The sequence below is a fragment of the Mesorhizobium sp. 113-1-2 genome (assembly GCF_016756475.1).
In the GTDB taxonomy this organism is placed as follows: domain Bacteria; phylum Pseudomonadota; class Alphaproteobacteria; order Rhizobiales; family Rhizobiaceae; genus Mesorhizobium; species Mesorhizobium loti_C.
Genome location: NZ_AP023242.1, coordinates 2,984,898 through 3,008,844, shown reverse-complemented (window position 1 = coordinate 3,008,844; position 23,947 = coordinate 2,984,898). Strand labels below are relative to the sequence as shown.

General features: G+C 62.7%; 19 protein-coding genes and 1 pseudogene. 12 read left to right on the top strand and 8 right to left on the bottom strand.

Annotated features, from left to right (window positions below):
- Together JN279_RS14440 and JN279_RS14435 are read left to right on the top strand one after the other, a co-directional pair.
- Complete coding sequence (locus JN279_RS14440; protein WP_202353100.1) at positions 1-846, top strand: ABC transporter permease; 846 nt, start codon at positions 1-3, stop codon at positions 844-846.
- Positions 843-2,498 carry an ABC transporter ATP-binding protein gene (locus JN279_RS14435; protein ID WP_202353099.1) on the top strand — a complete coding sequence of 552 codons (1,656 nt, stop codon included), beginning with the start codon at positions 843-845 and terminating at the stop codon, positions 2,496-2,498. The genes JN279_RS14440 and JN279_RS14435 overlap by 4 nt, the downstream gene beginning before the upstream one ends.
- Positions 2,499-2,626: 128 nt before the next feature.
- On the opposite strand, the gene JN279_RS14430 is transcribed toward JN279_RS14435, so the two are convergent.
- Positions 2,627-3,103 carry an Lrp/AsnC family transcriptional regulator gene (locus JN279_RS14430; protein ID WP_032933129.1) on the bottom strand — a complete coding sequence of 159 codons (477 nt, stop codon included), beginning with the start codon at positions 3,101-3,103 and terminating at the stop codon, positions 2,627-2,629.
- A 223-nt stretch (positions 3,104-3,326) separates the two neighbouring features.
- On the opposite strand from JN279_RS14430, the gene JN279_RS14425 reads away from it, so the two are divergent.
- Positions 3,327-4,652 (top strand): NAD(P)/FAD-dependent oxidoreductase, encoded by a 1,326-nt coding sequence (locus JN279_RS14425; protein ID WP_202353098.1) that lies wholly within the window; start codon positions 3,327-3,329, stop codon positions 4,650-4,652.
- Between the two features lie 36 nt (positions 4,653-4,688).
- On the opposite strand, the gene JN279_RS14420 is transcribed toward JN279_RS14425, so the two are convergent.
- From JN279_RS14420 to JN279_RS14400, 5 genes are all read right to left on the bottom strand, one after another.
- Positions 4,689-6,056: an FAD/NAD(P)-dependent oxidoreductase gene (locus JN279_RS14420; protein WP_244734587.1), complete on the bottom strand. Its 1,368-nt coding sequence runs from the start codon at positions 6,054-6,056 to the stop codon at positions 4,689-4,691.
- Positions 6,053-6,355: a (2Fe-2S)-binding protein gene (locus JN279_RS14415; RefSeq protein ID WP_202353096.1), complete on the bottom strand. Its 303-nt coding sequence runs from the start codon at positions 6,353-6,355 to the stop codon at positions 6,053-6,055. Before JN279_RS14415 ends, JN279_RS14420 begins: the two co-directional genes overlap by 4 nt.
- On the bottom strand, positions 6,352-8,337 hold the full coding sequence (locus JN279_RS14410; protein WP_202353095.1) for a hydantoinase B/oxoprolinase family protein: 1,986 nt from the start codon (positions 8,335-8,337) through the stop codon (positions 6,352-6,354). Before JN279_RS14410 ends, JN279_RS14415 begins: the two co-directional genes overlap by 4 nt.
- 4 nt (positions 8,338-8,341) lie before the next feature.
- A complete protein-coding gene (locus JN279_RS14405; protein ID WP_202353094.1) occupies positions 8,342-10,420 on the bottom strand; it encodes a hydantoinase/oxoprolinase family protein in 2,079 nt (692 codons plus the stop codon).
- A gap of 89 nt (positions 10,421-10,509) precedes the next feature.
- A complete protein-coding gene (locus JN279_RS14400; protein WP_202353093.1) occupies positions 10,510-11,415 on the bottom strand; it encodes a LysR family transcriptional regulator in 906 nt (301 codons plus the stop codon).
- Between the two features lie 115 nt (positions 11,416-11,530).
- Here JN279_RS14400 and JN279_RS14395 point away from each other — a divergent pair, with 115 nt between their 5' ends.
- From JN279_RS14395 to JN279_RS14365, 7 genes are all read left to right on the top strand, one after another.
- Entirely contained in the window at positions 11,531-12,739 is a 1,209-nt protein-coding gene (locus JN279_RS14395) for an NAD(P)/FAD-dependent oxidoreductase (RefSeq protein WP_202353092.1), read from the top strand.
- 84 nt (positions 12,740-12,823) lie between these two features.
- Positions 12,824-13,849 carry an alpha/beta fold hydrolase gene (locus tag JN279_RS14390; RefSeq protein ID WP_202353726.1) on the top strand — a complete coding sequence of 342 codons (1,026 nt, stop codon included), beginning with the start codon at positions 12,824-12,826 and terminating at the stop codon, positions 13,847-13,849.
- Positions 13,850-14,169: 320 nt separating this feature from the next.
- A complete protein-coding gene (locus tag JN279_RS14385; protein ID WP_210347620.1) occupies positions 14,170-17,256 on the top strand; it encodes an ATP-binding protein in 3,087 nt (1,028 codons plus the stop codon).
- Between the two features lie 30 nt (positions 17,257-17,286).
- Entirely contained in the window at positions 17,287-18,444 is a 1,158-nt protein-coding gene (locus tag JN279_RS14380) for a YcaO-like family protein (RefSeq protein WP_202353090.1), read from the top strand.
- 4 nt (positions 18,445-18,448) lie between these two features.
- Entirely contained in the window at positions 18,449-19,177 is a 729-nt protein-coding gene (locus JN279_RS14375) for a TfuA-like protein (RefSeq protein ID WP_202353089.1), read from the top strand.
- An 84-nt stretch (positions 19,178-19,261) separates the two neighbouring features.
- On the top strand, positions 19,262-20,461 hold the full coding sequence (locus tag JN279_RS14370) for a hypothetical protein (protein WP_202353088.1): 1,200 nt from the start codon (positions 19,262-19,264) through the stop codon (positions 20,459-20,461).
- A 29-nt stretch (positions 20,462-20,490) separates the two neighbouring features.
- Positions 20,491-21,156 (top strand): hypothetical protein, encoded by a 666-nt coding sequence (locus JN279_RS14365; protein WP_202353087.1) that lies wholly within the window; start codon positions 20,491-20,493, stop codon positions 21,154-21,156.
- Between the two features lie 676 nt (positions 21,157-21,832).
- On the opposite strand, the gene JN279_RS14360 is transcribed toward JN279_RS14365, so the two are convergent.
- Together JN279_RS14360 and JN279_RS14355 are read right to left on the bottom strand one after the other, a co-directional pair.
- Positions 21,833-22,045 (bottom strand): alkylphosphonate utilization protein, encoded by a 213-nt coding sequence (locus tag JN279_RS14360; protein WP_202353086.1) that lies wholly within the window; start codon positions 22,043-22,045, stop codon positions 21,833-21,835.
- Positions 22,042-22,224 (bottom strand): hypothetical protein, encoded by a 183-nt coding sequence (locus JN279_RS14355; RefSeq protein ID WP_202353085.1) that lies wholly within the window; start codon positions 22,222-22,224, stop codon positions 22,042-22,044. The genes JN279_RS14360 and JN279_RS14355 overlap by 4 nt, the downstream gene beginning before the upstream one ends.
- Positions 22,225-22,354: 130 nt before the next feature.
- Here JN279_RS14355 and JN279_RS14350 point away from each other — a divergent pair, with 130 nt between their 5' ends.
- Together JN279_RS14350 and JN279_RS14345 are read left to right on the top strand one after the other, a co-directional pair.
- Positions 22,355-22,627: a helix-turn-helix domain-containing protein gene (locus JN279_RS14350; RefSeq protein ID WP_096448847.1), complete on the top strand. Its 273-nt coding sequence runs from the start codon at positions 22,355-22,357 to the stop codon at positions 22,625-22,627.
- Between the two features lie 139 nt (positions 22,628-22,766).
- Positions 22,767-23,513: pseudogene (locus tag JN279_RS14345) on the top strand (YoaK family protein); the annotation flags it as partial.
- Positions 23,514-23,947 lie beyond the last annotated feature (434 nt).

Sequence of the window (23,947 nt, the reverse complement as noted above, 5' to 3'; positions counted from 1 at the left end):
ATGGCGCGCATGGCAGCTTCCCGTCGGTCCTTCCTGGGCCACAGCTACAATCTCGTGGGCGTCGTGGCCGCGCTGGTCATCCTGGCGTGGACGCTGATCGCCATCTTTGCGCCCGCCATCATTCCCCATTCGATCAGCGATATCGTCGATGACGATTATTTCGGCCCGATGCGTCAGGGTCTGTGGCTCGGCTCGGACTATCTGGGGCGCGACATGCTCTCGCGGGTGCTGATGGGCGCGCGCTACACCGTCGGCATATCGCTCGCCGCCGTCGTCATCGCCTGCTTCTCGGGCGTGGTGCTGGGGATGATCGCGGCCGTCGCCGGCGGCTGGCTCGACACCTGCCTCAGCCGCTTCCTCGACGCCATGAACTCCATCCCCAGCAAGCTGTTTGGCCTTGTGGTCGTCGCCGCGGTCGGCTCGTCGATCCCGGCGCTGATCCTGACGCTCGCCGTCATCTACATACCGGGCGCCTACCGCTTCGCGCGGGCGCTCGCCGTCAACATCAACACCATGGACTTCATGACCGTCGCCCGCGTCCGCGGCGAAAGCATCGCCTATCTCATCGGGTCCGAGATCCTGCCCAACATCATCCGGCCGGTGCTGGCCGATTTCGGCCTGCGCTTCGTCTTCATCGTGCTCTTGCTCTCCGGCCTGTCCTTCCTCGGGCTCGGCCTGCAGCCGCCGCTCGCCGACTGGGGCGCGCTGGTGCGCGAGAACATTGGCGGCCTGCCCTTCGCCGCGCCCGCCGTCATCATTCCCTCGCTGGCGATCGCCAGCCTCACCATCAGCGTCAACCTGCTGATCGACAATCTGCCGCAGAAGATCAGGGATCGCGACGCATGAGCAATCTCGTCGAGGTCAGGAACCTGAGGATCGAGGCGACGACCGACTCCGGACGCGTCGTCGAAATCATCAAGGGTGTCAGCCTCGACATCGCCGACGGCGAGATCGTCGCCCTGATCGGCGAGAGCGGCTCCGGCAAGACGACGATCGCGCTCTCGCTGATGGGCTATGCGCGGCCCGGCTGCCGGATCATCGGCGGCGAGATCAATGTCAACGGCAAGAACATGGCGGCACTTTCCGAGAAGGAACGGGCGAAGCTGCGCGGCACCGACATTGCCTATGTACCGCAAAGTGCCGCCGCCTCCTTCAACCCGTCGTCCACCATCATGGAGCAGGTGATCGAGGTCACGCGCATCCACGGGCTGATGCCGCCCGAGCAGGCGCGAAAGCGTGCGGTCGAGCTGTTCAGGGCCTTGTCGCTGCCGGACCCGGAAGGGATCGGCGCGCGCTATCCGCACCAGGTTTCAGGCGGGCAATTGCAGCGGCTGTCGGCGGCCATGGCGCTCATCGGCGATCCCAAGCTGATGATCTTCGACGAGCCGACGACGGCACTCGACGTGACGACGCAGATCGACGTGCTGAAGGCCTTCAAGTCGGTCATGCGGGCTGGCGGAATAGCGGGTGTTTACGTTTCCCATGACCTCGCCGTCGTCGCCCAGATCGCCGACCGCATCGTGGTGCTGAAAGGCGGCGAAGTTCAGGAGACCGGCACCACGGCTCAGATACTTTCGGCTGCCCAGCATCCCTACACGCGCGAACTGCTGGCTGCCTTCGAGCCGAAGCCGCGGCAAGCGCATGCGGACGCGGATGCCGGGACTAAGGAGCTGCTGCGCATCGACAATGTGACGGCCGGCTATGGCTCGGTGCGGGCTGACGGACTGCCGCTTATCCGCGCTGTCAATTCCGTCAGCCTGGTCGTCGAGAAGGGGCGCAATCTCGGCGTCATCGGCGAATCCGGCTGCGGAAAATCGACGCTGGCGCGCGTCATCGCCGGCATCCATCCGGCGGCGGCCGGCGACATCATATTCGACGGCAAGCAACTGGAGCGCGCCGCGGGCAAACGCAGCCAGGACCAGCTGCGCGAGATGCAGATCGTGTTCCAGTATGCCGATACCGCGCTCAATCCGGCCAAGCCGGTCGAAGACATCATTGCCCGGCCGCTGGCCTTCTATCACGGGCTCGACAGGCAGTCGCGCTCGAAGCGCGTCGACGAACTGCTCGACATGGTTCGCCTGCCCAGGACGCTGCGCTACCGCCGCCCGTCGGAGCTCTCGGGCGGCCAGAAGCAGCGCGTGAATTTTGCGCGCGCGCTGGCAGCTGATCCCAAGCTCATCATCTGCGACGAGATCACCTCGGCGCTCGACACGGTGGTGGCGGCCGCCGTGATCGAACTGCTCAAGGAGCTGCAGCGCGAGCTGGGCCTCTCCTACATTTTCATCAGCCACGACCTCTCCGTCGTCGAAGCGATCTGCGACGAGATCATGGTCATGTACAATGGGCAGCGGGTTGAACAGATCACGCCCGACAGGCTGCAAGCGCCGACCCACCCCTATTCGAAGCTTCTGTTCTCCTCCGTGCCGAAGCTCGATCCGACATGGCTCGACGGCCTCGTCCGCGACCCAGAGCTGGTCAGTCAGTACGGCCACCGCTAGAGCAATTCCAGCAAGTGTGAACGGTTTTCCGTCCGGAATTGCGTCAAAACTAACGCATGTCGCCCAGAAGTGCACCGCAGTTTTGGGCAACGACATGCATCAAAATAAAGACTGAAAACGGCAGAGCCTCACCTCGGAAACAGGCTGGGCAGCGGCATGTGCGCCTTGACGATGGGTGACTTCAGCACCACGAAGCTGAAATACTTGTCGATGCCGATATCCATGTCGGTCAGCCTCTCCATGATCGTCTGGTACTCGGCTATGCCGGCGGTCACGAATTTCATCAGATAGTCGTAGCCGCCCGACACGAGATGGCATTCGATGACCTGGTCGATCTTCTCGACGACGGCGAGAAAGCGGGCGAAGTCGACCTGGCGGTGATTCTTCAAGGTGATTTCGGTGAACACGGTCAGCGTCTGGCCAAGCTTGCCGATGTTGATCTGCGCGGAATAGCCCTCGATGTAGCCCTCCGATTGCAGTCTCTTGACCCGCATCAGGCACGGGCTCGGCGACAGATGCACCAGTTCAGCCAGTTCCACATTGGTGATGCGGCCGTTCTTCTGCAGTTCGTACAGAATCTTGATGTCGATCCGATCCAGTTTCACGGTCGTCTCCGCAGAACGCACGCCACAGCACAAAATGCTGCCTTGCTCATGGACATTGACACTACCACAGCCCGTTGGCCTGTCCATCCAAGCGGATAGCGCTTTGAAACGCAGCGGCTCCCGATTTCGACCGCGTTGCCGGAATAAAATTCTGCTTCGGCCGCAACTGCGGCAGCGGCTGCCTGCGCAACACGGTAGATTGGCGCTTCAAGGCAGAGAGACCATGGGCGCGCCGCTACAGCAAATCGAGACATCTGGTGACCTGCCAAAGTCCGCGGACGCGGTGGTGATTGGCGGCGGCATCGTCGGTGTCTTCACGGCCTATTATCTGGCCAGGCGCGGCATGAAGGTCGCGCTTGTCGAAAAGGGACGCATCGGCGCCGAGCAGTCCTCGCGGAACTGGGGCTGGTGCCGCCAGCAGAATCGCGACGCCCGCGAGCTGCCGATGGCGACCCGAAGCCTCGATTTGTGGGACAGTTTTGCCGCGGAAACCGGCGAAGACACCGGCTTTCGCCGCTGCGGCCTGCTCTATCTCAGCAATGACGAGGCGGAGCTGGCCGGCTGGGCGCGCTGGCGTGACTTCGCCAGGACGGCCGGCGTCACCACGCATATGCTCGACAGCGCCGGGGCCAGCGAGCGGGGCCGCGCCACCGGCCGGAGCTGGAAGGGCGGCGTCTTCTCGCCGACCGACGGCACCGCCGACCCGTCGCGGGCAGCCCCCTCGGTCGCCCGGGCCATCCTCAAGCTCGGGGGCACCGTGCACCAGAACTGCGCCGCGCGCGGCATCGAGACCGAAGGCGGACGCCTGAGCGGCGTGATCACCGAAAGCGGTACGATCCGGACCAAGCTGGCGGTCCTGGCCGGCGGCGCCTGGGCATCCTCCTTTTGCCGGCAGTTCGGTTTCCGTTTTCCGCAGGCGTCGATCCGCTCCTCGATCCTGTCGGTCTCGCCGGGCGCGGAGGGTCTGCCGGATGCGCTGCACACGGCGAAAATCTCGGCCACGCGTCGCGGCGACGGCGGCTACACCCTCGCCATAAGTGGACGCGGCCGCGTCGACGTGACGCCGCAGCAACTCCGCTTCTCCCCGCAGTTCGTCCCGATGTTCCTGAAGCGCTGGCGCAGCCTCGCGCCGGGCGGGCTGCAGGGCGTACGCTCGGGCCACGAAACGCTCAAGCGCTGGCGGCTCGACCAGCCGACGCCGATGGAGCGGATGCGCATTCTCGATCCGGTCCCGGACCAGGCGACAATCCGCCTGACCCATGCCCGCGCGCTCGAACTTCTGCCCGACCTTCGAAAGACCAAGATAAGTGCTGCCTGGGCCGGCTATATCGACAGCACGCCGGACGGCGTGCCTGCCATCGGCGAGATCCATAGCGTTCCGGGTTTCTTCCTGGCCGCCGGGTTTTCGGGACACGGCTTCGGCATCGGACCCGGCGCCGGTCACCTCGTTGCCGATCTGGTGACCGGGTCGCAACCGATCGTCGATGCTACATCCTACGATCCGGGGCGCTTCGATGCTTCCGTGTGGGGGAAGGTCGCCGATTTCTAGGACGGGATCCTCATCCATGCGCGGTTCGCAATCGCATCAGTCTTCCCGGATAAAGGCGCCGATAGGCGCAGGCCGTACAGGCGCCTGCCCGCGGAATCGACCGACATCGCTGGGGATACAACCGGCTTGCGCTGCTGCGAGTTCAACGGCCGCCAACTGGCAATAGCGCCCCTGGCATCGTCCCATGCCGACACGCGACAACGACTTCACCCGGTTGGCCTCGCCGCCACCGAAATCCACACTTTGACGTACGGCTCCGGCAGTCACGTTCTCGCAGCGGCAGATGATCGCGTCGTCGGGCAGCGCCCGCATCATCTTGGCCGGCCAGGGAAAGGCGCTAGCCAGACCGTGCGCAAAGCGCTCGAGCCGCTTGAGCTTGCGCAGATCGGCGCTGGTGGCGGGCGCCCGATGTCCGAGATCGGCAAGACATGCCACCGCCGCCAGACGCCCCGCGATCTCCGCGCCGTCCGCCCCCAAAAGACGAACCCCGTCACCCGCAAGATAGACGCCATTGCCGGCGCGACCCATCTCATCGGTCTGTGGCAGCCATTGCTGCCACTGCTCATCATAGGTGAAGGCGCATCCCGCCAGGTCGGCGAGATGCGTCTCGGCGCGTAGATGCCAGCCCATGCCGATCGTGTCGCATGGCGTGAGGCGCTGCCTTCCGCCGGCGTCGCGCCAACACATCGCCGTGACACCTTGCCCGTCGGCCTCGATCCTTTCGAGGCTCACGCCTGCATGATAGCGGCCGCCGAGCCGCACCCGCAGGGCCAGACCGCGCAGCGTGACGAGCGGCCGGGCGGCAAGCTTCCAGAAGCCCCGTATCTGCTGACGCCAAGGCGAGGTGTCGAGCACCGCCGCCACTTCCGCTCCAGCCTTGACGAGTTGCGCGCCGACCAGCGTCAGCAGAGGCCCCGACCCCATCAACACGATGCGCCGCCCCAGCGCCACGCCCTGCGCCTTGAGCGCGATCTGCGCCGCGCCAAGGCTGTAGACGCCAGCGCTCTGCCAGCCCGGAACCGGAGCGACACGGTCGGATGCGCCGGTGGCAAGGATCAGGCGGTCATAGCTGACTATCTGCACCCCGCCGTCCCCCAGCACGTGCAGCCGCCCCTCATGCACGGCGATGACCGAGCTCGCTGCGCAATGGGTGAGCCGCCCGTCTGCCACCAAGCGGTCGAACAGCGCATGCAGCGCGCGCGCCTTCGCCGCCTCCGACCCGTAGAGCTGCTCCGGCGTGCGGACGAACCCGTCAGGCGGGCGACGATAGATCTGGCCACCGACGCGATTGCCTTCGTCGATCACCATCGGATAGAGCCCCGCCTCGACCAGCGCCGCCGCCGCCCTTATGCCGGCGGGGCCGGCGCCGACGATCACGACGCGCGGCAACGAGGTGTCGCTCACGGCCAGCTCTCCGGTGGCGTAGTGCGCAGCCGCATGCCTTCCGTGACAAGCGTGGAGCATGCCCGCAGGCGCGGTCCTTCCTCCTGCCAGACCCAGCAATCCTGGCAGGCGCCCATCAGGCAGAAGCCGGCGCGCGGTTCCGGTCCGAACTCGGATGTTCGCAACGCGTGTCCCGACGCCAGCATGGCAGTCAGCACGGTGTCACCGGCCAGTGCAGTGCGCACCTGCCCATCGAGAGAGAAATGCAGCTGCGCCCGGTCGCGCTCGGCCAGCCGGACGATGCGGCCGCCTGTGGTCATTCCGCGGCCTCTTGCACGAGGCGAGGACGCGGCAGTTCGGGGAAGCGTTCGCAAACGGCATCGAAGGCCGCCTGGACACCCTCCGGCCCGGAGCGCCCCTTCATGCGGCGGAAGATCTCCGTCTTGGTGAAGAAGCGCCAGTGGATCGGCAAATCCCCTAGTATGGCGGTGAGCCGGTCATAGGCCGCCGGCGTCCACTGCGCCTCGTAGCCTTCGCGCTCTGGACCGAAATGGAAATGGCCGGCAGCCGCCTCGTGATGCCCACGCCGCCTTTCCGTCGCCTGCTCATCGACCTCGCCGTCGCGAATGACGACGCCATAGTCGGCCTCGGCCGCTATCGGCGAAACGTAGCCGCGCCGCACATCCTGCGCGACCCGCCAGGGCTCGCGTTGATACGGATCGCCGCGCCCGCCGCCTCCGGCAGAGCGGATATCGAGCACGTCGCCTGGCTGCAGCACCGCGGTGTCGATATTGCCCAGCCGCCGCTCGTGCTCTGTCCCCGGATTGACGATCATGTCGGACAGGCCGGCGGCCTTGCCGCCCAGCACGCCCCAGGGACGGAAGAAGCTGCGGTCACGGTTGCGCGCCGTGATCCTGGAGTCGGGAGCAAAGACGCGGAAGGCCATCTCGGTCGCCAGCCCGCCGCGCCAACGGCCCGCACCACCGCTATCCCTGGCGAGCCCGTATTTCAGGAATTCGACCGGAGTCTCGGTCTCGGTGATCTCGATCGGCGTGTTCTTCAGATAGGCGGCATCCGCGCCCGATCCGTTGGTCCCATCGCGATGCGGCATCGCCCCGCCGCCGCCCACCACGGGGTTCACCGCCGTGATGACGGTCCGGCTGGTGCGCTCGTCCGTGGTCATGACGTTGACGATGCAGTTGTTGCCGGCGGGTGCTGCGGGCAGGCGCTCCGGCACGGCTTGCGAGAAGGCGCCGAAAATCACCGATCGCAGCCGGGCGCAGGTGAGCGAGCGCATGCCGACGGCGGCGGGATGCACCGGGTTCAGCACCGAGCCTTGCGGCGTGATGCAGGTGAACGGCCGGGTCAGGCCCGTGTTGAGCAGGATCTTCGGGTTCAGCGTATAGAGCACGTAGTAGACGCCCACCAAAAGCATGGTGTGACGCGGATCGCCGCCCGAAGGCACATTGAGCGAGGACCCGAGCTGCGGATCGGAGCCGGTGAAGTCGAGCACCGCCTCATCACCCTTGATCGTCAGCCTCAGCTTCAGCCGGCACGGATTGGCCTCGACCGAATCCTCGTCGGCATAGTCGGCGAATTCCCAGGTGCCGTCGGGCATGGCGCGCAGCACGTCGCGCGCCTGCGCCTCGGCATGGTCGAGAAGTGCTGCAACGCCCTCGATGAAGCCGGCCTTGCCGAACTTCCGCACCATCGCCTGGATCTTGCGCTCGCCGGTGTTGAGCGCGCCGACCAGCGCCTTGATGTCGCCGATGTTGAGGTCGGGCTTGCGCACATTGGTGCTCATGATCCGCAGGATCATCTCGTCGAAAACCCCTTCCCGCACCAGCTTCATCGGCGGAAAGCGGATGCCTTCCTGATGGATTTCGGTCAGCGCCCGGCTGAGCGAGGCCGGCACCGCCCCGCCCATATCGGTGTTGTGGATGTGCCCTCCGGTCCAGGCGACGATCTCGCCATCGACGAAGACCGGCTTCCACAGATGCGTGTCGGGCGCATGCGTGGCGACGTGACCGGAATAGGGATCGTTGGTGAAGGCAACGTCTCCCGGCCGGTAGTCGTCGACCATCGCGATAGCGCGGCGATAGGAAAGCCCGGGATACCATGTGGCGCCGAGTTCCATCGGCACGGCGAAGGTCGCTCCCGAACGATCCATCAGCATCACCGTAAAATCCTGCGTCTCCTTGACGAAGGCGGAGTGCGCGGTGCGATGCAGCGTGTGGGCCATGTTCTCGGCGGCCGCGCGGGCATGGTTGGCCAGAACCTGCAGGTTTGTGCGATCAAACATGGCGTCACTCCGCGAAGGTCAGCAGGAGGTTGAGATGGCGGTCGACCCGTGCCTGCGCTCCGGCTGGAATGGCGAAGGTGGTGTCTTCCTGAACGACCACGGCAGGCCCGTGGAACATGCTGCCCGAGACGAGGGTCTGCCGGTCGTGCAGGTCGACGGTTTCGACGCTCGCGCCCGTGTAGACCGGGAGCCGGCGCGCCGGGATGGCCGCAATTTCCACTTCTTCGGTCTCCGGGAGGGAGAGTTTCGGCCCGGCGCCTATGGCGGACAGCCGGACGTTCACAAGCTCGATCTCGCCGTCCGGATCGTGGAAATCGTAGAGCTGCTGATGGGTGATGTGGAAGGCCCGCGCGATGGCGCCTGCATTGCCCTCCATCAGCCATTCCGGCAGAAGGACAACCTCGATCTCGTAACTCTGCCCGACATAGCGCATATCGCAGGAGAGGTTGAGTTCCGCTGCCGCATCGTGCCCCTGCGCCGCGAGCCAGTCGCGGCCCTCGCGCGCCAGGGCCTCGAAGGCCTCTCGGATTCCGCCAAGCGCCACGGCCGACAGCGGGCTGAAGATGGTGCGGATGAAGTCGCCGCGCAGGTCCGCCACCAACCCGCCGAGCGCCGACACCACGCCGGGACGGCGCGGCGCCATGACACGCTTCATGCCGAGCTCGCGGGCAAGGAAGGCGCCGAGCATCGGACCGCCGCCGCCAAAGGGCATCAACGTGAAATCGCGCAAGTCCACCCCGGCGCGAGAGGCGAGTTTCTCGACCTCGACGAACATCTCCGACACCGCGATATCGAGGATCGCCTGCGCCGTCTGCTCGACCGGGCGGCCGAGCCGGGCGGCAAGCTCGCCGATGGCGCGATGTGCCAGTCCGGTGTCGATCCTGAGCTGGCCGTAGGCCATCTCGCTGTGACCGAGCCATCCACACACGACCATGGCGTCCGTCACCGTCGCCTGCTCACCGCCACGGCCATAGCAGGCCGGCCCCGGTGTCGAACCGGCCGATTCCGGCCCGACCCGCAGCACCCCTTGCGCGTCGACAGTGGCGATCGAGCCACCGCCGACACCGATCGAACTGACCGACACGGAGGGGATATGCAGCGGGAATTCGCCGATCAGCTCGCCGGTCCCAAACTGCGGCTCGCCGTCGATGATGAGCGCGAAGTCGGCCGAGGTGCCGCCAATGTCGAGGGTAAGGATCTTGTCCTCTCCGGCTTGGCGCGCCAGCCACGAGGCGCCGATGACACCCGAGGCCGTTCCCGACAAGAGCATGTTGACGCAGGCGCGCTTGCCCTCGGCGGCGTTCATCAACCCGCCATTCGACTTGGTCAGCATCGGACGTGCCGGCACGCCGCGGCCCTTCAGCCGCTCTTCCAGTGCCGTCAAATAGCCGGAGACGCGCGGATGGACATAGCCGTTGAGGATGGCGGTCGAGCTGCGCTCATATTCGCGGATGACTGGCCAGACTTCCGCGGAAGAGAAGACGAACAGATCGGGCGCAAGACGGACGATCGCCGCCTTGACCGAGGCTTCCTGCGCGGCGTTGCGCCAGGCGTGAAGGAAACAGACGATGATGCCCAGCGCGCCATTCGCTTTCGCCGCCGCCACCGCACGCTCTACCGCCGCCATATCAGGCGCCCGGGATTCGCTTCCGTCGGCGCGCATGCGGGCCGGGATGCCGAACACCATGTCGCGCGAAATCAGCGGATCCGGCCGCGCGCAGAACAGCGAATACATGTCCGGCATGCGCAGCCGCGCGAGTTCGATGACGTCCTCGAAGCCGGCATTGGTGAACAGCGCCAGTGGCGCGCCCTTGCGCTGGATGATGGTGTTGATGCCGACAGTCGTGCCATGCACGAAACGCGTCATGCGGGCAGGATCAAAGCCTTCGCGCTCGGCGAGAAGGGTGAGGCCCGTCATCAGCTCGGCACCCGGATCTTCCGGCGTCGTCAGCACTTTCAGCGAGGCGACGCGACCGGAATTGGCTTCAAGCGCGCAGAAGTCGATAAATGTGCCGCCGATATCGACGCCGACCTTCCAGTCGGCTTCGTTCCGCGCCTCGTCCGCCGCGATGGCACCATCCATGATACGTCCCTTCCTGTCTGCCAACCAAAGCTGACACGACAGGATGGCCGGGGTCCAAGACGTATGATGAGGAACGATATAAGTCTTGCTTATGCCCTTGTCTTGTCACCGCCCAGCACGACGGAACAGGCCGCGCGGATCTGGTCGCGCATCATCTCATCGGCCCGTGAAAGCGCCCGCGTGCGCGAGGTGAGCAGCGCGATCGGAAATTCCGGCGCATTCGCGAGCGGCCGGACGGCAAGCCCGTCAAACTGGTGCCAGGGCAGCAGCGCGTCGACCAGGGCGACACCCAGGCCAGCCTGGACGAAGCCGACGGCCGAGATGGAGACATCGATCTCGAGCGACGGCGAAAGCGCCACGCCCTGCGCGCGCGCCGCGTGGGCCAACTCGTCGGCGGGGCGGGTGTTGCCGCGATAGGATATCAAGTCCTCGCCGGCGAGATCGGCGAGCGTCAGCTCGGTTTTCCCAGCCAATGCATGCCCGGCGGGCAGCAGGCAGGCGAAGCCGACGCTGCCGATCACCTCCGCCTCGATGTCGGGAGGCAAGCGGTCGTCTAAGGCCACGCCGAGACTGGCATCGCCGGCGCGCAGCATGTCGACGATGGCGGCGATCGGCGCCATGTGGGACCGCAGCAAAATATCGGGATGCTGTGCCCGGAAGCTGGTGAAAGCGCGCGGCAAGATCGCCATGGCCGGCGGCGGCGAGGCGGCGACCCGCACCAGCCCGGTTCGGCCCAGACGCAGGTCGGTGGTCTTGCGGCGCAAGCCTTCAAGCCCCGCCGACACCCTCTCGGCATCGGCGAAGATTTCTAGCGCCTCCGGGGTCGGCCGCAGCCGGCCCTTCACCCGCTCGAACAGCGTGAAGCCGAGTTCGTCCTCGGTGTGGAGCAAGATCTGGCTGAGCGCGGGCTGGGAAATGTTCAGCATCCGCGCCGCGGCGGTCACGGTGCCCGCGCGCATGACGGCGATGAACACTTCGAGCTGCCGGGCCCGCATGGCCACTCCATAGGTTAAGCTTATGGTTCTTGTCCAAACCCATCTTTGACGCAATGAAGCGGTGCCGACAAGATCGGCGTCTTAAGAGATCATCCGCTCGGCATAAGGAATAACCATGGATGTGATCGTGCTGGGCGGCGGACTGATGGGGACGGCTTGCGCCTATTTCCTTGCCAGGCGCGGCGCACGCGTGACGCTGATCGAGCGCAACCGGATCGGCACCGGCGCGACCGTCGCCTCCTTCGGCAACATCCGGCGCACGGGGCGCCATCTGTCCCAGCTTCCGCTGGCCCACCGCTCGCTGCGGCTGTGGGGCGAAGCCGAAAGGATGCTTGGCTGCGACGTGGAATTCCGCGCCACTGGCCATATCCGGCTGATCTTCGATGAAGGCAGCCTTGCCGACATGCGGGCCTATGCCCAAGCCGCACGGCCGTGGGGGCTCGAGCTGGAAGAACTCGGCCCGCGTGAGGTCCGTTCCCGTTTTCCCGGCCTCGGCCCTGACGCGGTCGCCGCATCGTTCTCGCCGCATGACGGCAGCGGCAATCCACGGCTGATCGCACCCGCCTTTGCCGACGCGGCCCGCAAGCTCGGCGTGCAAATCGTCGAGGAGGCTGAAGTCGACACGATCACCCACACGGGTTCCAGTTTCCTTGCCACCACTTCGAAAGGCGCATTCGCCGCCGAGTGCCTGCTCAACACCGCCGGCGCCTGGGGCGCGCGCATCGCAGCACAGTTCGGCGAAGAGGTCCCGCTCGACGCCCGCGGCCCGCAAATGGGCGTGACTGAGCCGCTGCCGCATCGGATCCTGCCGGTGGTCGGCATCTGGACGCGCGACAAGGACCATGGCGCCTATCTGCGCCAGGTCGAGCGCGGCAATATCGTCTTCGGCGGCGCTGCCGAAAGGGTCGCGGTGGACCTCGATCCGGGCCATGCGGTTGCCGACCCGATGCGCCTCCCGTTGCAACTGCGCGCGGTCACACGGCTGCTGCCGGCAATCGCGCAGGTCGCGGTCATCCGCACCTGGTCCGGCTGCGAGGGCTATGTGCGGGACATGCTGCCGGTCATGGGAGGCTCGGCGACGACGCCAGGCTTGTTCCACGCCTTCGGTTTCTGCGGGCACGGCTTCCAGCTCGGTCCGGGCGTGGGCGACGCCATGGCCGAACTCATCATGACCGGCCGTTGCGAAACGCCACTTGACGATTTCAGGATCGATCGCTTCGCCCGCGCAGGTTTCGCGATGAGTGCTTTCGCGAAGGACGGTTCAGTTCGAGCCTCCGGCTGCGCCGGGCTTGGAAAAGCGTCTGGTTGGTCAGCGAAGATCTGACTGGTGTGGCGTTTCGACCAAGCGCATAATCGCCCCCAAGCCTGCGTAGCGTTGAGCTTGCGCCGCAAGGACAGGAGGCCGGCAATGAGCACAGCTCGCGAAAAGGTCGACCGTCAGCGCCGCCGGCTGCTCGGCGCGGTCGCTCTTGCGGCTGCCGGCCAGTTCGGCATGCCGGTCGTGTTCGGCGCGCAGGCAACCGGACAACCGGACGCGTCCTTCGGCCCGCTGAAGCAGGTCGATGCCGGCGTGCTCAAAATCGAGTATGCCGAGGCAGGTCCGTCCGACGGCCCGCCGGTCGTGCTCTTGCATGGCTGGCCGTACGACATTCACAGCTTCGTCGACGTTGCACCGATGCTTGCATCGGCGGGGCATCGCGTGCTGGTACCCTATCTGCGCGGCTATGGGGGAACGCTCTTTCGTTCCGCCGGGACATTTCGCAACGGCGAGCCCGCGGCGCTCGCCGTCGATCTCACCGCCTTCATGGATAGTCTCAAGATCAAAACCGCGGTCCTGGCGGGCTTCGACTGGGGCGCCCGGACAGCCGACATCGTCGCCGCGCTCTGGCCCGAGCGCGTCAAGGCGCTGGTTTCCGTCAGCGGCTACCTGATCGGCAGCCAGGAGGCCGGCAAGATGCCCCTGCCGCCGCAAGCCGAGTTCGAGTGGTGGTACCAGTTCTACCTCGCAACGGAACGCGGCCGTCTTGGCTACGAAAAAAACCGGCGCGATTTCAACAAGCTGATCTGGCATCTCGCTTCGCCGAAATGGGCATTCGATGACGCCACCTACGCGCGCAGCGCGGCGGCCTTCGACAACCCTGATCACGTCGACATCGTGGTCCACAACTACCGCTGGCGGCTCGGCCTGGCCGAAGGCGAGGCCGAGTACGCCGAAATGGAGAAACAACTGGCCACCGCCCCGACCATCGGTGTCCCGACCATCACGATGGAGAGCGACGCCAACGGCGCGCCGCATCCAGCGCCGAGTTCATACGCTAAGATGTTCACTGGCAAGTATGAGCATCGGCAGATCGAGGGAGGTGTCGAGCACAACCTTCCCCAGGAGGCGCCGAAGGCCTTCGTCCAGGCCGTTCTTGACGTCGCCGGTTCGTGAGGCCGTCCGCCCAGCCGTGACGGCGTGACCATGATTTCGCCCCAGCGAGGTGGCCGACGTTCTGTCGGACAGGCGGCACGTGGCTGAACTGGACGAACTGCGAGAGACTCATCCTGCCTTCGGCAATCTCGTGAGATTGGGCGGTCAGGGAGCGTGACGCACATCGTCCGAAGTATCGCTGCTCTGGTGAATATTAGCGCATTTGATAGTATCGCTCCCACGCCGCCAGCCAAGGCACCCGTAGCATGTCGGAAAAGCCTCGAGTAGAGCCTCCAATCGTGGCCCTTACCAACAGCGTCGTGAGCAGGGACGACAGTAGTGTGTCCGACGTTCGCAGCGAGCGGCGCGTTATGACAGCTCTCTGTTATGATCTGGTCGGATCGACCGACCTGCTCGCAGCTCTGGATATCGAGGACTATGACGAGCTGGAGTCGGCCTTTCGGCGTGAGGCAAGACAGGCAATCTCATCGTATTCGGGCGTTGTCGTGATGGAAGCCGGCGACGGTGGTGTCGCACTTTTTCCAGCAGAGATGGAGGCAAAGGACGCGGCATCGCAGGCGATCCGGGCCGGGCTCGAAATCATTGAAGCGTGCAAGCGGGTCGGGCTGGAGAAAGACCATACGGACCTACATGTTCGGGTCGGGATCGCTACATCCATGACCCTCGTTCACGAGGACGGCGGTAACACGGCTCATGCCAGCGTCACTGGCCCTGCTTTGGCCATGGCGACGCGGCTTCAGGCCATGGCTCAGCCGGATGCAATATTGGTGTCCGACGAGACCCGAAATCTGGCGCGGCGGTCCCACGTTTTCAGTTTTCGTGGCATTCACGTTATTAAGGGTTTCGCGGAGCCGGAGCGGACCTGGCGTGCCATCAGCCACAAGCGGGACGTCGACCGCTTCTTCGCCTTCGGGCGCTTGAACAATACGTTTATAGGCCGTGGGGACGAACTGGCCACCATCGCCGCATGTTGGCGCGATGCTGTCGCCGGCAAGGGCGGCGTCATTTTGGTTCAGGGTGAGGCCGGTATCGGCAAGTCCCGGCTGCTTTATGAAGTCCGCAAGAGGACACGCTTTCAGCGGGCAAAATTGCTGCTTTTTCAATGTCAGCCAGGCGGCTCTCACTCGGCCCTTTATCCTCTGCTGCAAAATGTTCGCAGTGAGCTGGCCGGCAAAGAGGGGCGGCTGGAGACCTCAGACGTAGCGAAGGTCTTCGGAAATCAAAGCGTTCACGATGACGACGTGGTCGGCATCTTCTCGTTTCTGCTTGGGGCTGAGGGATCGAACCCCACTCTGAAAGAGGCTGATCTCAAGGTCATCCGGGAGAAAGCCACCTGGGCGGCGCGCAGAAGCATCGAAGCCATATGCAAACGCGGACCACTCATCCTGGTGGTCGAAGACATACATTGGATCGACCCCACATCGAGGCAATTACTGGAGGAAATTGCACTCTTCATTCATCGGCTGCCCGCGCTTCTCATAATGACTGCGCGACCTGGATCTGAGACTTATTCAGAGTTCCGGGACTTGTCGCATATCACTCTGAAGCCGCTCGATCGCGAGGAAACGCGACAGGCAATCATCGCCATGCGGCCGGAAATCGGGTCAGCCACGCACGCGGAGCTCGTTAGCATGGTGGAGGAGGTAACCGGGGGCGTGCCTCTTTTCATCGAGGAAATCTGCCAATGGATCGCCGAAAATGCAGCCTCCATAACGGATCGCCTTGCGCCAGCCGGCTCATCAAGCCGAATATCGGTGTTTGAAGGCATCGTTGAAGCCAGGCTGGAAGCCTTGGGCCCCGCAAAGGATGTGGCACGAGCGGCGGCCGTCGCCGGCAACCGTTTCAATCTGGAATTGCTCCGCAAGCTGTTGCCGGAATACAGTGACGAGACGATCAGGAACGCACTGGACACCCTCATCGAGGCGGAATTCCTCATCCGGGTCAGGCCTTCCGGCGAGCCCGACTATGGATTTCGTCATGCCCTGATCCGAGAGACAATCTACAATGCACTGCTGCGGAGGAGACGGCAGACCCTTCATCAGTCGCTTTTCTCCACTGTCGGCCGCGACCGAAATCTGGCTCCCTGGCTGGGTACGGCTGAACTGGCGGAGCATGCTGAACGCGCTGGCCTTATCGAGGAAGCGATCGATCAGTTCATCGCAGCCGGCCGGGAAAGCTACGTCCGCTCTGCAATGGCCGAGGCGAGACAGATTCTCGACCATGCCATGACCCTTTGCCAGCGAGTGAGAAGGCCGGACAAGCAGGACGTTTTGCGCCTCGCCGCGATGATGCCGCTCGGGCCGATACTTACAGCCACGGAAGGTCCAAACTCGCTGCCGGCCCGCAAACTTTACGAGGACGGGGTAGAGATCGCCAGGCGGCGGCCACTCGCCGAGCGTGCGAAGTGGTTTCCGATCTACTGGGGTTGGTGGTTCACCGACTCCACCATCGACGGGGAACGCGCACGGGCCGTCCTCACCGACCTGAGGGATGTCGACGACCCCGAAGTGCAGTTTCAGGCCAGGCACTGTGTTTGGGCGATCGAATTTAATCTTGGGCACCACAAGAACTGCATCGCGGCGGTCGACGAAGGACTTGCGCTCTATGGGACAGGCCAAAGGGCAGGAGATGCCACTCTGTTCGGCGGCCATGACGCTAGGGTCTGCGGCCTGTCGCACAGGGGTCTCTCTCAATGGTTTACCGGCCGGGCCGCAAGCGCAGTCCGGTCGTTGGCTGAAGCCAGGCACTGGGCAATGCAAACGGCGCATGTTGGTAGTATCGCCCATGCCTACATCAACGAAGCGATGCTTGATTGCTATCGCCGAGATTTCTCGGCGCTGCGCGGCGTCATCGCCGATATCCGCGAATTGACGAAGCGCCACCATCTGCCCTCCCTTGCCGCCTTGGCGCAAATTCTCGAAGGCTGGTGCGAAGGAAACGCTGCTCGGGTTGAGCAAGGCAGGGACCAGATAAGGGAGGGTCTCGCGATCCACGGCGAACTCCAGACGCCGGAAGACTATCCTGTCTACTACGGCATGCTGGCGGAGCTTCTGGCCCGGACAGGCGAGACTGACGAGGCCCTCAGGCTTGTCTCTTCCGCGGCTGCGGAAGCCGAAGCAGGCGGCAGCCTTTCTTGGCTCGCCGAACTCTATCGGCGAAAGGCACATCTGCTTCTACTGAGAGGTTCCTCGGGCACGGATGTTGTTGCCGCGCTCTCCAAAAGCCTGGCTACCGCCGATGAGCAAAATGCGGTGCCAATCCTGCTCAATGCATATGAGATGCTCAGGACATGGGGCGTATCGGAGGAATTATCCCGGCAGTACCGTGGGCGCGTCGCCTTGGCGAAATCAGCCATCGAGCAAGGCGCGGCGTTGTTCGTCAACCTAGAACCAAGCCTGCGCCACTAGCCCGCGCGGCTGGGAGATCGGGAAGCCTCCATGCTGGAACGATACGAGCGCTCGGGTCCTCCGCCGTGCGAAGCGCTCATGCGGCTAATGGCGATGCGCGAGCTCTTGGGCATCACACGGATTGCCGACATCACAGGCCTCGACGTGCTCGACATACCCGTGGTTCAGGCGGTCAGGCCTTTCTCCCTTTTAAATTCCGTTTCGCAAGGCAAGGGGCCGACCGTAACCGAATCTGCGGTATCGGCCATTCTCGAGGCCGCGGAGTCCTGCTTTGCCGAGCGCTTGACGCACTACGACCCCATCGCGGCCTCCGCAGACTCCCTGAATATTCCTCCTGAAAGATTCGAAGCCCATCTCCAGCCTGGTGTCGACGCGGGCTGGCGCAGCAGGGACATAGCTTGGATTCATGCCGAGAATATCCTCAAGGGTGGCTTGCAGGATTGGGTCCCATTCGAGCTTGTACACACTGCCTACGTGTTCCCGCCGCGGCCCCACGAGGAAATCTTCGCTTCATCGACGTCTGGCCTGGCGGCCTCCTTCAAGGAAACCGACTCTATCCTGCACGGGATAATGGAATGCATCGAGCGCGACGCACTTACGCGGGCGGAGCGAATCCATGGCTTTTTCCAGCGCCGTCGAATTGACCCAAGAACGATCGACGATCCGACAGTTGCGGGCCTTCTCGAAAGCCTGGAAGCCAAAGGCCTGCTGGTGGGGCTTTGGCACGCCCCCTCGCCGCTGGGACTGCCGGTGATCTGGTGCCATCTCATGGAGGATCGGCCACCGGAAACTGCAATTCTTCACCATCCGGCAGAGGGCTCGGCGGCAGGTTTCGATGCCGCGTCCGCGATCGTTCACGCAATCTACGAGGCGGCGCAGTCGCGATTGACGGCGATCTCCGGCGCCCGTGATGACCTGACGCGTGTGTCCTATCCAAGATATCCCGATTGGCAAAAAATTGCGGCGCACCGACGCCTCCTGTCCGACGGCCCTCGCGACGTCCATTTCCATGCGATTGCCGGGCAGAACCACACCAGCGCGGGAAATAGGATGTCCGCTCTTCTCGCACAGATCGAGGGCGCAGGAATCGACGCGGTGTACATGATCCAGCTCGATACGAGGCCGCTCTGCGACCTGTCGGTCGTCAGGATCGTCATACCGGCCTTAAGGCCGCTGTTGCATGGCTAGGCAAATGCGTCCCAAGCTGGTCTTCTCCGGTCCCACCCTGTCACAGGGCGAAGTGCTGGAAGTCGTGGAGGCGATCTGCCTTCCGCCGGCTGTGCAGGGTTCGATCATTGCGGCCGTGCAGCATTTTGATCCGAGCGCGATAGTCATCATCGACGGCGGCTTTCAGTCGGAGCCGGCGGTCAGACACAAGGAAATCCTTTGGGCAATAGCGAAAGGTGTTCCGATAATCGGCGCAGCGAGCATGGGGGCACTTCGCGCCGCGGAACTCTTTCCATACATGCAGGGCGTGGGGCTCATCTACCGGTGGTATCGTCGTTTTGCGTTTGCGCCTGACGATGCAGTGGCCGTGCTGCACGGACCATGGGAGGTAAATTCCGCGCCCGTAACCCACGCGCTGATCGATCTTCGCATGACGGTTCGCAGGGCCTGCCGTCGAGGCATTATTTCGGCTGAATACAGAGCCAGCCTGGAGCGCGCCGCGCAAGCTCTCAATTTTCGCCAGCGCACGCTCGCCCGCATGGTCGGTGACGCCTTGTCATGCGAAGGTGATCTCGTTGTCGAGAAATATCAGGAGATCCTCGCCGCAACATTCGTTCAGCAAAAGAAGCAGGATGCGCGCGATGCACTCCGGCTATTGCATCACGGCTTATTCAAGGAGCCCGCCCCCCTGCCGGATTTCCAATTGACGGCGGCTTTCTTTAAGGATCTCGACGAAGCCGGGTTAGAGATTTGAGAGCATCAGGGCGAGAATTCTCAATCTCAACATACGATGCGTTTGGCATTTTGCTAATGTATTAAAAATTGCTAATGTATTAGAATGAGAGGGGCTGAGCTAATAGGAACGCTCGATCGATCCAGCGACCAAAGTCGTTCCGTCGGCACGCGCTTCCTTCTATTCCCCCAGGTGCCCCACCTTGCCGACTACGGCACACCAGAGACCGTCTGGATATCGACCCCGCCGGGCCGGTTAAGCGCCGGTCCGGAGGACCACCGCATCTATGTCCGCGATCCGCTTCTCGACAAGGAACCTTACGAGTATCCCTATCTGCCGCCCTTCGTTGGCGAGGCCTTCCCGCCGGCGGAACCCGCCTACGACGGTCACTTCGACCAGATTTCATTGAATTCACGTCAGTTCCTGGCGGCACACGCCTTCGGGGCAGTCAGCAGGGTCCTGGACATCTGGGAGAGCTACCTTGGGCGGCCGATTACCTGGTACTTCGCCGAAACCTATGAGCGGCTGGAGATCATTCCGTGGGTCGACTGGAACAACGCCCAATCTGGCTACGGTTATCTGGAACTCGGCGTGGACAGGGCGCCCGACGGCCGAACTTATCCCTATGCCCTCAACTTCGATACGATTGCGCATGAGGTCGGCCATGCGATTCTGTTTTCCCTTTTTGGGGTGCCGGCAAATGGCTTGAAGACCGGCGACTTCGCGTCGTTCCATGAGGCGAGCGCCGACATAACGTCGCTTCTGTCCTTCCTGCATTTCGACAGCGGCCTCGACCGGCTGCTCCGCCACTGCGACGGCAACCTCCTCGTCCTGAACGAGCTCAACCGCATTGCCGAACTGATCGGCGACCGGCAGATTCGCCTCGCCAGCAATTCGCGCCGCATGTCTGAAGTCTCCGACGAAATCCATGACAGGTCGCGGCCCTTCACGGGGGCCGTATTCGATACGATCGTCGACAACTACCACGCGAATCTCGTGGGTGATGGACTAGCCGACGGGCGGCTTCTCGATATCGATATTAGAGATATCGACGAGGCCGCCATGCACCGCATCTCGAATTTCACGGCGCTGGCCTTCCGTGCCAGGCCGTTCCTGTTCAAAAGCGCGCTGACCCGGGCGCGCGACGATGTGGCGCTGGCCCTTGCCCGGACCTGGTCCAGCCTCGACGCAGACGATCTGACCTTTGAGAATGCCGCGATGGCCATTACCGAAGCCGGCAGCCGCATCGCGCCGGCGCTGGGCGCCAAGTTCGAGGAAAACTTCAGGTGGCGAGAAATTTCATGAACTGAATTGCCGAAGCGAGGAGAAGCATCATGAGCGACGACTATCACCGTCCTACATATACGACGACCGATTTGCACGGAGCGTTCAATGCAACGCAGGTGCGGCTCTACGGGGTTCCTGGAGTACCAAAGCCAGAAGACAAAAATGAATTTGGAGATATAAACACTATTGTAAAAGAAGGTCAGTACGCCATAACTTTTTCCAAATTGGCGGAAAGCACTCCTGACAATAATTATGAAGAATTGCTGCAAATGATAAAAACAATGTTCGAAAATCAAGGAATTACCAAGCAAGAAAGTTCTTACGTTTTTATTAAATCTGTATTAGATAACTATATGCTACTTTTAAGCGCGATCGACACACAACCAACTAAGAAAGATTCGAAGAAATATAGCTGTGGAGTAATTTTCGGATATGCGTATGAGGGGCACACATACGATCTACCAAAACCAAAGATCATGTTGATACCGGCACCTCCGCTACAGATACCCGGCGATGATTCCGGATATGATCTTAAGAAAGACTATTACAGGGTCTGGATTGTCGATAAGCTTGACCAATGCGTCGAATTCGAAATGAACCAGGGCTTTGTCGAACAGCTTGTTCTGGAGGCGAACCTTCCCGGCAAGCGCTCGCCGACCATGTATGCTGCGAAGCAGGCGCTCGGGCACCGCAGTGGCAGGCTGACTGAGTAGCGGTAGATCCTGCTGCTTCGCGGGCCGTCGAGGGGTTGTGTCTGCCGGCCCGAGCTTGGCGCAGTCGGAAACGACAACTTCGTGGAGCTTGGGGCGTCGAGCTGGCTGCGGCGCTGTCCAATCAACTTCGGAGCTCGGCACCATGGGCTCGGTCCGGGTCGCTTCGCGGCAAGAACCGACAGCAATTTTCATCAGCAAAATCAACGGTCATGGCGGGCCCGGAAGGACGAAGGGCCAGTCGAACGCCTCTACCGCGATTGAATAAGCCTTAATGCGATCGCTGCGCCCCGCCAAGGTTTCGTACACGAGGAAACGACGCTCGCGATCGGTTGCCTGAAAGTCCGCACTGCTCAGAACACGCGCCAGTTGGGCCTTGCGGTCGTCGGGTGGAGAAACGTGCCCCTTCCTGTGCGTGCAATTTCGGCCAATTGATCCCTCGTCCATCTTCACACCACCGCCGACTCGTCCACGCGAATACGAGGGAGCGGCCGGTAATGAGGGGAACCTTCAGGATAGGGCCTTCCTCACTCCAGTCCTGCAGCGGCGATCCTGAAACTGACGGATGCGTCTTCAATACAATCTACAAAATTGTCGGGAAAACCGTGCCCTTGCCGTGCTTAAAATCGCACTCCTTGACAACTCTCAAGACAACATCGCCCCTCGAAGCGATCGCTTCCTACGCTTTCTTCAAAAACTCCGTCCGTAGAACCAGGTTTTTGACCTTTTCGGCCCGACACTCGACCTCATCTTCATTGCCCGTGAGGTGGATGTTTTTGATCAGAGTTCCGCGTTTCAGGGTGACGGACGTGCCCTTGACCTTGAGATCCTTGATGAGCGTGACGGAATCCCCTTCGCTCAGCGGCGTGCCGTTGCTGTCTTTGGCCTTCATGATTTCGCTTCCTGCTTTTGTGCATCCAGCCCGTTGAGGAGATCGGCAAGTTCCTCGGCATCGTGCTGGTTCATTCCAACAATGGTTCGGCTGCCCATCTCGACAGGCCGCCCGGTCCAGGCATCGTTGACAGCCCAGGTGTCTGTCGGCTCCTGAAAGGGTTTGTAGCGTCGAGTCATGCGGATACGATAATCGCCGAGGTTCCCTGTGCCAAGGGTGGTTCAATATTTTTCCGCTTTGTATTGATGTTTTATACGTCAGTGATACCATGAAGAATATCATTTCTCATATTCAAACGCTGATGCCTCAATGATCACTGCTTCCCAGCTTCGTGCTGCCCGCGCCCTTCTCAACATCGACCAGAAAACCCTAGCGGAAATGGCGGGCGTCTCGCTGCCGACGATCCAACGAATGGAAGCCAGCCAGGGCAATGTGCGAGGCGTTGTCGACAGTTTGATGAAAGTGATCAACGCGCTGAGCCGCGCCGGCGTAGAACTTCTCAGCGAACATGTGCGTAGCGACGATGGCGGCCGTGGCGTCAGGTTCCGCCATCCGGACACGCTGCTTGGCAGGCCAAACTAGGCCGTACAAAAGCACACCCTCGGCGCCACGCATTCACCCGCCCTCGCCTTTGTCTTCCCTGCTCAAGAAACACAATGAGTCTTTCCCAGCACGTCAGCTTGCGGTCCCGCCTTTCCACGTGGAAAGGCGAGGTTTGCCCATGATCCTATATCTGCGCCGGTTGACTGGCAGGGAACGAAGCGAAAGAACGGATCGGCATCTCGCCCGTTTCCTGACGTTCATAGCAGGAGCTGCCAACGCTGGCGGCTTCCTGGCAGTTCAGCAGTACACTTCCCACATGTCCGGTATCGTTTCGTCGATGGCCGACCACCTGGCACTGGGCAATGTCGGACTGGCACTTTCCGGATTGGGGGCCTTGTTGTCATTTGTCACAGGTGCTGCCTGTTCGGCAGTCCTGGTCAACTGGGGACGGCGGCAGGGTCTGCAGAGCGAATACGCGTTCCCGCTTGTCCTGGAAGCGATCCTGCTGATGTGTTTCGGTCTGCTCGGCAGCCATCTTGCACGTCACGAAGCGCTGTTCGTGCCAATGACGGTGATGCTGCTTTGCTTCATCATGGGGCTGCAGAACGCCATCATAACCAAACTGTCGGAAGCCAGAATCCGGACGACGCATGTCACGGGCCTGGTGACCGATATGGGCATCGAACTTGGCAAGCTGCTTTATTGGAACATCTCAGGCAATGACTCGGACAGACTCTTCGTAAGAGCAGACCGGAGAAAGCTGAGACTGCTTGCGTCGCTTGTAGCATTGTTCTTTGTCGGCGGCGTCATCGGCGCTGTGGGTTTCAAACACATTGGCTTTGCAGCGACGTTGTTTCTCGCGGCCATTCTCCTTGTGCTGGCCTCAATGCCAGTCTTGGAGGATCTCTCCATTCGCATGAGGCGGCTCTGGCAGTAGCTCGAGAAAGCTGTGCCACATTCCGGATTTGGCGCCACATTCGCGAAGGCGCTGCTCTTAAATTTCGGCAGCTATCCTGAAGCACGAACACGATAAGACCGGCTCCGACGGCAAGAGCAAGCGAACTCGGCCATACCCACTCCTCACGTAGAGTGAGATCGAAGAGATAGCCGCCCGCTAACGCGCCAGCTGCGGCTCCAACGGTCAGAGTTGCCGTGTCCGGTCAGGGGCTCGCGTTTCCGCGCAATATCTATGCTGACGATGACCTGCGTGCGAACCGGTTGGTGCGGGCGATTGCCGTTCGATGGCCAACACGGTTCGCCTAATATCCCGTTGCCCCCTCCGACGCGTTCCAGCGGCCCGCGGTGCGCCACCTTCGCAACTGGCTCGTGAGAGAAGCAATCGAGAGCCCTCTATGAACT

Bases quoted from the DNA above. Each gene is read 5' to 3' on its own strand.
- JN279_RS14440 (WP_202353100.1), top strand. From the start codon at position 1: ATGGCGCGCATGGCAGCTTCCCGTCGGTCCTTCCTGGGCCACAGCTAC.
- JN279_RS14435 (WP_202353099.1), top strand. From the start codon at position 843: ATGAGCAATCTCGTCGAGGTCAGGAACCTGAGGATCGAGGCGACGACC.
- JN279_RS14425 (WP_202353098.1), top strand. From the start codon at position 3,327: ATGGGCGCGCCGCTACAGCAAATCGAGACATCTGGTGACCTGCCAAAG.
- JN279_RS14415 (WP_202353096.1), bottom strand. From the start codon at position 6,355: ATGACCACAGGCGGCCGCATCGTCCGGCTGGCCGAGCGCGACCGGGCG.
- JN279_RS14410 (WP_202353095.1), bottom strand. From the start codon at position 8,337: ATGTTTGATCGCACAAACCTGCAGGTTCTGGCCAACCATGCCCGCGCG.
- JN279_RS14405 (WP_202353094.1), bottom strand. From the start codon at position 10,420: ATGGATGGTGCCATCGCGGCGGACGAGGCGCGGAACGAAGCCGACTGG.
- JN279_RS14400 (WP_202353093.1), bottom strand. From the start codon at position 11,415: ATGCGGGCCCGGCAGCTCGAAGTGTTCATCGCCGTCATGCGCGCGGGC.
- JN279_RS14395 (WP_202353092.1), top strand. From the start codon at position 11,531: ATGGATGTGATCGTGCTGGGCGGCGGACTGATGGGGACGGCTTGCGCC.
- JN279_RS14390 (WP_202353726.1), top strand. From the start codon at position 12,824: ATGAGCACAGCTCGCGAAAAGGTCGACCGTCAGCGCCGCCGGCTGCTC.
- JN279_RS14380 (WP_202353090.1), top strand. From the start codon at position 17,287: ATGCTGGAACGATACGAGCGCTCGGGTCCTCCGCCGTGCGAAGCGCTC.
- JN279_RS14375 (WP_202353089.1), top strand. From the start codon at position 18,449: ATGCGTCCCAAGCTGGTCTTCTCCGGTCCCACCCTGTCACAGGGCGAA.
- JN279_RS14370 (WP_202353088.1), top strand. From the start codon at position 19,262: ATGAGAGGGGCTGAGCTAATAGGAACGCTCGATCGATCCAGCGACCAA.
- JN279_RS14365 (WP_202353087.1), top strand. From the start codon at position 20,491: ATGAGCGACGACTATCACCGTCCTACATATACGACGACCGATTTGCAC.
- JN279_RS14360 (WP_202353086.1), bottom strand. From the start codon at position 22,045: ATGAAGGCCAAAGACAGCAACGGCACGCCGCTGAGCGAAGGGGATTCC.
- JN279_RS14355 (WP_202353085.1), bottom strand. From the start codon at position 22,224: ATGACTCGACGCTACAAACCCTTTCAGGAGCCGACAGACACCTGGGCT.
- JN279_RS14350 (WP_096448847.1), top strand. From the start codon at position 22,355: ATGATCACTGCTTCCCAGCTTCGTGCTGCCCGCGCCCTTCTCAACATC.